The organism is Aliikangiella maris (assembly GCF_040719265.1).
GTDB lineage: Bacteria > Pseudomonadota > Gammaproteobacteria > Enterobacterales > Kangiellaceae > Aliikangiella > Aliikangiella maris.
Map to the genome: position 1 here is coordinate 91,917 of NZ_JBFDAH010000009.1, position 10,999 is coordinate 102,915.

The window sequence follows — 10,999 nt, forward strand, 5'->3', positions numbered from 1 at the left end:
TAAACCCTTAACGCATTGCGTTATGTATTTTATTGAATAGGCTAGTGCCTTGAATGAAATACCGGGTTCAGTGGTGACAGGTAATTTAAAACCAATAGCAACTGAAACTTTATTAGCCAGGTTGGTTATAAATGATAAAAATTTAACCAATAAATAACAGTCAGTGTTTACTAATCTGACAGGTTATCGGTGATTAAACTGATGACGGTTACACTGTTTTGCCACTGCCCAGTTGGACAGGTTCACAACAATCATCAAAATACCTCGCTACTTAATTGATTAACGGCTAAATTTAGCATAGCTGTTAGCACGATGGTAGTCTATTTTGTTAGGTCTATTCGGAGAGATAATAAAAAGCCGCATTCACCAATCTGTACCTTATACAGATTAGCAAAATGCGGCAGATAACCGTTTTATATTAGTTAGTTACAAAGATGGCTTAACTAACTATAGGCCTAATAGTAGGCGCTCTGGTTCTTCTAGTAGCTCTTTGATTGTCACTAGAAAACCAACGGCTTCTTTACCATCAATTAAACGATGGTCATATGATAATGCCAAGTACATCATTGGCAAAATAACGACTTGTCCATTAACTGCCATTGGTCGTTCCTGGATCTTGTGCATACCTAAAATAGCCGTTTGTGGCGGGTTAACAATAGGTGTTGACATTAATGAGCCAAAAACACCGCCGTTAGATACGGTAAAAGTACCACCTAACATGTCATCCATTGCTAATTTGCCACTACCGGCTTTTTCGCCATATTCGCGGATGCCACTTTCGATTTCGGCCAGACTCATGTTGTCGACATTACGTAATACGGGTACAACAAGACCTCTCGGTGATGAGACTGCAACCCCAACATCCTGATAGCTGTGATAGATAATATCGGTACCATCAATCGACGCATTAACCGCAGGAAAGCGCTTTAGTGCTTCAACTGATGCGCGTACAAAAAATGACATGAAGCCCAGTCGTACATTGTGACGCTTTTCAAAGTCATCTTTATACTTTTTACGTAAGTCCATGATTGGCTTCATGTTAATTTCGTTAAAAGTAGTTAACATGGCCATATTATGCTGCGCTTCAACCAGACGAGAGGCTATTTTGGCACGTAAGCGTGACATTGGTTCACGTCGCTCAAAGCGCTCGCCTAACGTTGCAGGAGACTGAGTTGCAGGCGATTGTGAGGTTGTTGGTTGTGCTGGCGCAGGTTTAGGTGCTGAACGGTTTTCGATATAAGCCATCACATCTTCTTTAACGATACGACCATTTTTACCTGAACCTTTGATCAGTGCTGCATCAATTTCATACTCATTGAGTAATTTACGAATAGCGGGACTGACTGCTGAATCATTTGAATCACTATGACCTGATTCTTCTGACTCATCACTTGAAGCTGACTCTGTTGGCTCTGAGCTTACTGCGCCTGCTTCATATTCACCAATTGTTCCACCAGAAAGAACGGTATCCCCTTCGTCTTTGGTTATTTTCTTTAATACGCCATCGGCTGGTGCATTAACTTCAAACACAACTTTGTCAGTTTCAATTTCAACGATCACTTCTTCACGCTGGAAAGATTCACCTGGCTGTTTATGCCAGGTAACCACAGTGCCGTCTGCCACAGATTCGGGAAATGTAGGGGCTTTGAGTTCGGTAGCCATATTGGTTCCTTTAGGGTCTAAATTTTTTAATTTTTACAATTTTAAATACAATAAACGAATTCTTGATTATCAGCCATTAATTGCCTGATCGATAAACTCTTTTAACTGTTTTACGTGCAGTGCAATATAACCAGCTGCAGGAGCCGCAGACGCTTCTCGACCTGCAAAATGTACTTTTAACTTTTTAATATGTCGTGTAACCGCATCTTTTAAATGATGTCGTGTACTAAACCATGCTCCCTGATTTTTCGGTTCTTCCTGACACCAGACAACAGTTTCCAGATTTTTATACTGCTTGATTGCATTATATAAATCATCCTCAGGGAAGGGATAAAGTTGCTCAATTCTGACAATTGCAATGTGTTCAGCACCAGATGCGCGACGATTTTCGAGTAAATCGTAATAAACCCGTCCACTACATAAAATGAGGCGAGTGACTTTTTCTGGTTTAATTGATTCTATTTCTGGAATAACGTTATGGAATCGACCATTGGCCAAATCATCCATTGATGAGACTGCTTCTTTATGGCGAAGTAAACTTTTGGGAGACATTACCACAAGTGGACGACGTAAAGGGCGAATAATTTGACGACGCAGCAAATGGAAAATCTGTGCCGGTGTGGTTGGTACACAGACCTGAATATTTTCCTCTGCACTGAGTTGTAAAAAACGTTCGAGTCGGGCTGAAGAGTGCTCTGGTCCTTGCCCTTCGTATCCATGTGGTAATAATAGTGTTAAACCACACAAACGCCCCCATTTGTGTTCACCACTGGTAATAAATTGATCAATCACAATTTGCGCGCCATTTGCGAAGTCACCAAATTGGGCCTCCCAGATAACCATTGTTGATGGATTGGTGGTTGCATAACCATATTCAAATGCAAGTACCGCTAATTCAGACAGAAAAGAGTCGTAGATTTTGAATGTCTTTTCAATATTGCTTAAATGTTGCAGTGGAATATAGGTTTCCCCGGTTTTTTGATCATGAAGTGCCGCATGACGATGCGAAAAAGTGCCGCGCCCAACATCCTGGCCTGTAAGTCGTACCGCGTGACCTTGTCTCAAAATGGATGCATAAGCTAATGTTTCGGCAAATCCCCAGTTAACCGCGATTTCTTCGTTGGCCATTTTGAGTCGATCATCGATGACCTTTTTAACTTGGCGTTGCAGAGCGAATCCTTCAGGAACTGAGCAAAACTCATGGGCCATTTTTACCAGTTCTTGTTTATCATAAGTGGTATCACCATCGGAATGCCAAGTATGACCTAAGTGAGGCGTCCAATCGAAAAACAGTGCTTTGTCGGGGTTATCGACCAGCGTTTTTACCACACTTTCACCTTTATCCAGTTTGGCACGATAGGCTTCGATATGCTGGTTAACTTCGGCAGTATTGGTATGATTTTCCTCAATTAATTGACTGCTATATTGAGAAAATACACTCGGTAATTTTTTAATAATGTTATACATCAAAGGTTGCGTACCCGAGGGTTCGTCGGCCTCATTATGGCCCCGTCGGCGATAACACACTAAATCAATGACGATGTCTTTTTTAAATTTATAGCGATAATCCGCTGCTAACTGGCTGACAAACAACACGGCTTCAGGATCGTCAGCATTGACATGTAAAATAGGTGCCTCAACGACTTTTGCTACATCGGTACAGTATTCTGTCGAACGGGCATCATCTTTGCGGCTGGTGGTAAATCCCACCTGATTATTAACAATTATATGAACCGTACCGCCTGTTTTGTAGGCTCTGGTTTGAGACATCTGTAGGGTTTCCATGACAACGCCCTGCCCAGAAAATGCCGCGTCACCATGAATGATAATTGGCATAACAGTGTCACCGGTTTTATCTTTACGCTTGTTTTGACGTGCGCGAACCGAACCCTGAACAACTGGAGAGACAATTTCCAGATGGCTGGGGTTAAAAGCCATGGCCAAATGAACTTCACCACCTGGCGTCATTACATTCGATGAATAGCCTTGGTGGTATTTCACATCGCCTGAACCGAGCCCATGCTCCGCTGTTCCTTCGAACTCAGCCATTAAAATACCGGTTTTTTTACCTAATATGTTTACCAGAACATTTAATCGACCTCGGTGAGCCATCCCAATAACGACTTCTTTAGACTCATACATTCCGGCTTTTTGAATAAGCTGATCGACAATTGGAATGAGACTTTCACCACCTTCCAGGCCAAAGCGCTTAGCTCCTGGATATTTTGCGCCAAGATATTTTTCAAGGCTTTCCGCGGCCATGAGTCGATCAAACAATCCCATTTTAGTTTCTTTGTCATAAGCAGGATGAGATTGAACGGACTCCAGACGTTGCTGAAACCATTTTTTCTCACGACTGCTCACAATATGCATAAATTCAGCACCAATTGAAGAGCAATAAGTTTTGTTTAAACCGTCGATAATTTCTTTTAACGTGGCGGTTTCTTTACCGAAATACAGTGTCTGTGTTTGAAACTGGGTTGATAAATCAAGATCTGACAAGCCATGATGAGATAATTTTAAATCAGCAACCTGACGACGCTCCATTAACCCTAATGGATCAAGACTGGCTTTTTGATGGCCTCTGACTCGATAGGATTCGATTAATTCCAATACCCCAACCTGCTTAGTTTCATGTTCCAGAGAAACCGTACCGGAAACTTTTTTCTTTTGGGCCAGTTCAAAGAACTGCTGTTTAATTTGCTGGTGTGAGATATCTTGGTCGGTTGTAGCGGAACCATTAACTAATGAATCAAAATAGTCACGCCATTCTTCAGAGACTGACTCTTTTGATTCGAGATACTGTTCATAGAGTTCCTCTACGTAAGAGACACTGCCACCAGAAAGATGGCTGGTTCTTTGCATCCGATCAATGTACTTTTCTTGCATTTTTTTTCTCTGGATTTTTTTCTGTTAGTAGTCTGAGTATTATTAAAATTTTGGCAGTTTCCGTGGCTTATCAGCAAAAGATCCGTTTATTTTTACTATTGTAGGCAGCATTTGTGAAAAAGCTCGAAAATCGTTTTAAAATTCATCAAAATTCGTAAATTTAGAATAAAATGCGGGTTATGATATAAATTTTATTTTTAAATTTTAGGGTTGCTGTTTTCAGATTTTTATTGGTTAACATCATGTTTTATTAAATTATTTATTTTAGAACAACAATGGCGTCTCGATACACACCAGTTTTTCGCGATCCTAACTGGTTAATCGATGAAGATCCAACAATAAATGGTATAAATCCCCTGAAATTTTTCATGATGACTATCAATTAACGGAACGAGCGTTATTTATTTGAATGTTTACGGGGAATAATGATTTTTAAAAGTGTCGGGGCAGCAAATTAAACAAAAATAATTAGATGAATTGCAAAAGAATTATCGGCAGTCTGAGGTCTGTGATTGTTTCAGACTGCTTCAACTTGGAACGGAATAAAATTTAAAAATTAACTCTGCGGAATCATTGAATTTTATTGCGGGGATTTGTTCAGTTTCAGCAACCGATAGAAAACATAATCTGCTGATAATTTACCCGACCCTTTTAAAAGTAAGGGTATCAGCATGACTAAAAAAATTAATGGCAATTTGTAGTTACCAAACCCCTTATCTGAAATGGCATATCCTTTAAATAATTCATCTAAACCTTGCCATTGTTCGGGCCAATGAACACCTAAAATAGCGATAACAGTTAACACCATTAAGCTTAGAGACCAAAAACGAGTGAGTAAGCCTAAAGCCAATCCAATGCCGCCAAGAATCTCTACCCAAGTTGCTAAAAACCAGCTGACATCTGTTGAGATTGAGTTAAATGGAAAAGGAAAATTCTGCTGAATATTGTCAAACCAGTTTTCTCCATTAAGTTTAGTGATACCTGCTTCATAAAATTCCCAAGCTAATATGAGCCTTAAAAATAACAATGCCCCCCAATCTCCCAAATTTTCAAGAGTTCGGGTTATGTTTTGCCAAAATGACAGCCAGTTGATCATATTAAAATTACCTCAAGTGAATCAATTATCTGTCTATACAGATGTTTCAGTTGGATAAATGTTTCAGCCGCAAGGATAATTCCATAACAATTTGATTATTGCGTCTTTTTTCCGTACCAGCGCTCCATTGCCAATTTATCAAGTATCGAAAGTTGGCTGGTTGCTTTAATCGTTTTATTTTGTTGACGATTGATAGGAATGGTTAAAGGGTAATTCATGATTGAAAATTCATCAAAAATTGTCGCATTAATTAATTCGGGTTCTAGCATCTGATTAATTTCACGACACCTTATTGTCGCATCTTGAGCATTGAATCCTATCGCTTGTAGCCGAGGTGTGCACTCACTGATTTGTTTTTCTATTGGTGAGTATTGATAGGGCCATAATGGGTTTCTAAATTCGTGTTCAAAGCCAAGTGCGTGACCAAATTCATGTAAAATCAAGCGTTTTGCGCGTTCAGATTCCAAGCTAAGCCGGTTAAGCTCTGCCAGTTGCAAAGTGGGCGCCTGATCGACCAGATCGCCATGATTACCTAAAATCGAACCCGTATGAGATTGAAAACTAATGCGAATATGACTGTACTTGGGGGCGTGTGCAAGACTGTCGAAAAAGGCAAGCTGTAAACTTGAGTTCTCCGTCCACAACGGCGCATATCGTTTTACTACAGCTTTTTGCTCTGTGGTGCCATCAATAAAAACAACATTTAAGGTGCTGTTTTTCGGCCACATTTTTGATTTTACTAAAACTGCACTAAACACAGTGTGGTGAGTAAATAGTAATATAACGATGAATATTCGATAAAACACAGTGATTTAATGGTTATTAGCTAAAGTCGCGGGTGATGTTAAAATCTCCCCGATAAACAAAACAATAATTAGCTCGAATTATACATCACAATTGATGCTTTGAATGTGTAGAGCTTTGGCATTATTCAGGTTTGTGCGGTTAAATGGTGCTATTTTTGCTGCAAAAAATAATTATTTTGCGGTAAACCTCATTGATTTTTCGCGAAATGCGCAGGTGTAGTATGGAAAAAACGATGCAACATCTAACTCATTCTTATAAAATTGTCAGCATATTACAGATTTTGAGATAAATTCCATGCAATCAACTGTTATCGCTCCTTCAATTTTATCTGCTGACTTTGCCCGATTGGGGGAAGAAGTCACTAATGTCATTCAAGCTGGTGCGGATTGGGTGCACTTTGATGTTATGGATAATCATTACGTACCCAATCTGACAATTGGTCCCATGGTATGTCAGGCGTTACGTGACTACGGTATTACCGCGCCAATTGATGTGCACTTGATGGTTAAGCCGGTTGATCGCATTATTCCTGACTTTGCCAAAGCAGGCGCATCTATAATCACTTTTCATCCAGAAGCTAGTGAGCATGTTGATCGAAGTTTGCAATTAATCAAAGATTCGGGTTGCCAAGCAGGATTAGTATTAAATCCTGCCACTAGCTTGCATCATCTTGAGCATGTGATGGACAAATTGGATGTGATTTTGCTGATGTCAGTTAATCCTGGATTTGGTGGTCAATCCTTTATTCCACATACACTTGAAAAGCTTCGTCAGGTAAGAGCATTGATTGATCAAAGTGGTTTTGATATTCGACTTGAAGTTGATGGTGGTGTTAAAACGGATAATATTGGTGAAATTTCAGCCGCAGGTGCCGATACGTTTGTCGCTGGTTCAGCGATTTTTAATACTGAGGATTATGCTGCGACCATTCAAGCAATGAAAGCCAATATTGTTCAAGCGACACAGAGCTGATTCGGTTAAGTAAGCCTGCATCGTGCGGTAACAGCATAATATAGACTAAGTGATCAACAAATAGTTGGTAATGTCAGCCTGATTTTTACCGCTCGACGATGAGCTTTAATTAATCTAATAGAATTAATGAGTTGAAGTTTTTCTCTTTAAAGTCAATATAGCCAGTCAATAATGAAATACCCCACACCACATAAGCGGATTTTAATGGTCGACAATTATGATTCGTTTACCTTTAACCTGGTGCACTATTTGCAACAATTGAATGCGCAAGTTGTGGTTAAGCGTAATGATGAATTGTCACTCGATGAAGTTTCACAAATCGGGCCTTCACACATTGTGATTTCGCCCGGCCCGAAAACACCCTCAGAGGCTGGGTTATCGCTATCTATAATTGAAAAATTCCAAAATCGATATCCTATCTTGGGCGTTTGCCTTGGACATCAAGCAATCGGCCAGGTTTTTGGTGGCAAAGTGATTAGAGCAAAGCAGGTCATGCATGGAAAAACTTCTGCCATTTTGCACAATAATCAAGGCATTTTTAATGGACTACCTCAAGGTTTTCGAGTTACGCGTTATCATTCATTAGTACTAGATGAAACCAATTTACCCGATTGTCTGCAAATAACTGCCTGGACCGAAAACAGTACCGGACAGCTCGAGTATATTATGGGAATACGCCATAAGACGTTGCCGATTGAAGGTGTCCAATTTCATCCAGAGTCGGTTTTATCTGAGTATGGCTTGACAATGCTTGAAAAATTTTTGATGCATTAATCTTCATTAAGTTAAGCAGATACTCTTGACTAAAATTAGGCCGTCGTTAAACTGCGTTGACATCTGAGCATTAAATTATTTCTGGTGTCGCAATCTATGTCTCATTTCACGGCAAGCTTATTTCGGCTAAATCGCTATTTAAATATTTTGTCGCAAACGGCACCTTATCCTCACGCTCGATTGGAAGCTTTAAGAATCATTAAGCAACATAATCCGATTACCTTGAGAAAATTATGCCAGATGCAACAAGTCAGTATGCCAACCATGTCAAAATTGGTGGATGAATTGCAGAATCAAGGTTTAGTTATTCGTGCACAATCCAAAGACGATGCTAGGCAACGTCTCATCGTACCAACACAAAAAGGTGTTCAGCAGTTGGCTGTCATGGAAACTGAAAATAATCAGTTTTGGGAGCAAAAGCTTATTAACCTGAATGCAACAGAGCAGCAGCTAATGGTTGAAATGCTTGAAAAAATCAACGCACTGATTAAACCGGAGTAAATCAGGCATCGAGTTGATAGGCACAGCGCCTGGCGCCCTCTAGAATATACTCAATACGAGTCACTTTACATTCAAGCACAGCTTTAAAAATAGCCAGCTCTGATTGGCAAAATTGTCGACAACGCATGGCTGCTGCACAAATCGGACAGTGATTTTCCACCAATAATAGTCGCCCTTCTTGTTCAATGACCTCAGCCATGTAACCTTCTTTGGTTCTTAAATCAGCAAGTTTTTTCGCTTTACTTTTTAAATCTGTAATTGGTGAGATTTCTTGCAGATATCGATTAAGAATATCCTTTTCGCGTGCCTTGATGATTTTATCCATTGCTTTGTCACCCAATTGATCTTGCATGTGGTCGAGTAAGTTAACAATTAGTGCTGAGTGGCCGTCTGGAAAGAGTGCTTCTGCTTTTTCTGTTAATTGCCAAACCTTCTTTGGGCGCCCTTTTCCTTGAGTAATAAAATGGTGTGTTAAATAGTGTTGCTCTTCCAGTTGCTCCATATGTTGTCGCGCGCCCATAGATGTCATTTTTAACTTTTTAGCAATGTCAGTGGCACTCATTTGTCCATGAGTTTTAATCAGGTGCAGCAGTTTTTGCTGGCTGACATTGATTTGAAAGTTACTCGCTTTTGGCATACTAATAACTATTCCTTTATGATTGAAGGGTCAATTGGTTGGTCACCTGCTGAAATTTCTAATGATTTAGGCGGATTAAATAAAAACACTGACAAAATAATCAGTGAGGCTGCCAGCCACATTGTTGTTGTTGCACTGATTAATGATACGATACTGCCAATTAATGCTATCAGTACATTACTAAAACAAAAAAAGCTAACTTGTAATCCCATTACCTTTCCTTGTCCCAAATGACCAAAATATCGGGACAACATAGCAGGAAAAACCAGATTGATCACCGCAATGACTGCGCCAGTTAATGATAATGTGATGTAGATCCATTGGTTGTGCATCAAGGTAGTTAATAAAATAAGCCCACCAAAGAGAAGATTGCCGACTAACAAGGCGGTTTTTTCACCAAGGACTTCAGGGATTTTATTGGCGATTGTTGCACTCAGCAAGATCATTAAACTAGTAATGCCAACCGTCGCCCAGGCAATTTCTTGACTGGAAAATTGATGGGATTCAACCAGCCACAAAGGATAGAATTCATAAAAAGCATTAATACCCAGTGTAAATACCAAGTAGTAAATGAAAAAACGGCGGATTTCGCGATTGGCGAGTAGCGTTGCTGAATGATTGGATATAATTTCTTGCCATAGACTTGATTGAGCTGGCTTTTGTGCAGGTTGTCCAGGCAAAATAAAAATCACCATTAACAAAGACGCTGCAACGGCTAAACTGGCAACATAAAAGGCGAAGTCAATTCCATAAGGCGCAAGATAACCTCCGCACAGAGGTCCTATTAACCAGCCGCCGTAAATAGTTGAATACAATAAAGAAAGTGCTCTGCCTCTTTCGATATAAGGTTCCAGTTCGACGGCAATCGCTCGAGCAATCGCCATGTTGCCTTCGCAAAAGCCCGTAACAAATCGCGCAAAAATAAATCCTAAAAATAACTCATGTTCAAATGTGATTGCTGTCAGCATGTAGCCTAAAATACTGCCACTTAATGAATAAATTAAAATCGGCTTACGTCCATATCGATCAGATAACGAACCAATGATATTACTGCCAATTAATATCCCTAATGGATATGAGGCTAAAGTTAGTCCGAGTAAAATTTTGGGGTCGAGCGACCAAAACTGGATAATATTTTCAGAATTATCCGCAGCAAAATACGGCGATAATAATGGGTAAGGTAGTGCGATACCCGCGGTTCCCAAAAGAGAAACCAGCATGATTGTTGCAAGAATTAAACGAGCTTTTAAGGCATTCAAAAGGTGATGACCACATCTTTAAATATAAAGTTAATACTTTATATATTAAATGAACGTTTTTCTATCAGCTAATAGACTTAAAATATGGTTCGAATTAGCCTTGACTATACTCAAAATTACTTGGAAAAAATGTATGATTTGAGTGGCTTTGGGGTGATCAATTGGAATCAAATATAATTTAATAGAATTTAAAATAATGTCCGCTCTTTTTTTAAACAAAAAATCGGTACAAATGTTCAAAAAACAGTATAATCCTCATCCGATTTTTTTTTAAATATTTGATGATATTTCTTGCGGTATCACGACTTATTTAGTAATAAAATAAATAGAAACAGCTTGTTCAAAACAGCTCAAATGTAGTGTCCGAAAAAATTCGACACTGTTAACTTCACAATATATCGA

Annotated in this window: 9 protein-coding genes; 3 read left to right on the forward strand and 6 right to left on the reverse strand. The window is 39.4% G+C overall.

The window, feature by feature from the left end:
* Positions 1-447 precede the first annotated feature (447 nt).
* From odhB to ABVT42_RS10505, 4 genes are all read right to left on the reverse strand, one after another.
* Positions 448-1,662, reverse strand: a complete 1,215-nt coding sequence (odhB, locus tag ABVT42_RS10490; protein ID WP_353896753.1) for a 2-oxoglutarate dehydrogenase complex dihydrolipoyllysine-residue succinyltransferase — start codon at positions 1,660-1,662, stop codon at positions 448-450.
* A 69-nt stretch (positions 1,663-1,731) separates the two neighbouring features.
* Complete coding sequence (locus ABVT42_RS10495; protein WP_353896752.1) at positions 1,732-4,551, reverse strand: 2-oxoglutarate dehydrogenase E1 component; 2,820 nt, start codon at positions 4,549-4,551, stop codon at positions 1,732-1,734.
* Positions 4,552-5,131: 580 nt separating this feature from the next.
* Positions 5,132-5,647: an HvfX family Cu-binding RiPP maturation protein gene (locus ABVT42_RS10500; protein WP_353896751.1), complete on the reverse strand. Its 516-nt coding sequence runs from the start codon at positions 5,645-5,647 to the stop codon at positions 5,132-5,134.
* A 95-nt stretch (positions 5,648-5,742) separates the two neighbouring features.
* Positions 5,743-6,375, reverse strand: coding sequence for a zinc metalloprotease (locus tag ABVT42_RS10505; protein WP_353896750.1), 633 nt, complete (start codon positions 6,373-6,375; stop codon positions 5,743-5,745).
* Positions 6,376-6,748: 373 nt separating this feature from the next.
* On the opposite strand from ABVT42_RS10505, the gene rpe reads away from it, so the two are divergent.
* From rpe to ABVT42_RS10520, 3 genes are all read left to right on the forward strand, one after another.
* Entirely contained in the window at positions 6,749-7,426 is a 678-nt protein-coding gene (gene rpe / locus ABVT42_RS10510; protein WP_353896749.1) for a ribulose-phosphate 3-epimerase, read from the forward strand.
* 171 nt (positions 7,427-7,597) lie between these two features.
* Positions 7,598-8,200, forward strand: coding sequence for an anthranilate synthase component II (locus ABVT42_RS10515; RefSeq protein ID WP_353896748.1), 603 nt, complete (start codon positions 7,598-7,600; stop codon positions 8,198-8,200).
* Between the two features lie 96 nt (positions 8,201-8,296).
* The gene (locus ABVT42_RS10520; protein WP_353896747.1) at positions 8,297-8,701 is read left to right on the forward strand and encodes a MarR family winged helix-turn-helix transcriptional regulator; all 405 of its coding nucleotides are present in this window, start codon (positions 8,297-8,299) and stop codon (positions 8,699-8,701) included.
* 1 nt (position 8,702) lies between these two features.
* On the opposite strand, the gene ABVT42_RS10525 is transcribed toward ABVT42_RS10520, so the two are convergent.
* Both ABVT42_RS10525 and ABVT42_RS10530 read right to left on the reverse strand, forming a co-directional pair.
* Positions 8,703-9,338, reverse strand: a complete 636-nt coding sequence (locus tag ABVT42_RS10525) for a helix-turn-helix transcriptional regulator (RefSeq protein WP_353896746.1) — start codon at positions 9,336-9,338, stop codon at positions 8,703-8,705.
* 8 nt (positions 9,339-9,346) lie between these two features.
* Positions 9,347-10,597: an MFS transporter gene (locus ABVT42_RS10530; RefSeq protein WP_353896745.1), complete on the reverse strand. Its 1,251-nt coding sequence runs from the start codon at positions 10,595-10,597 to the stop codon at positions 9,347-9,349.
* Between the last annotated feature and the right edge of the window lie 402 nt (positions 10,598-10,999).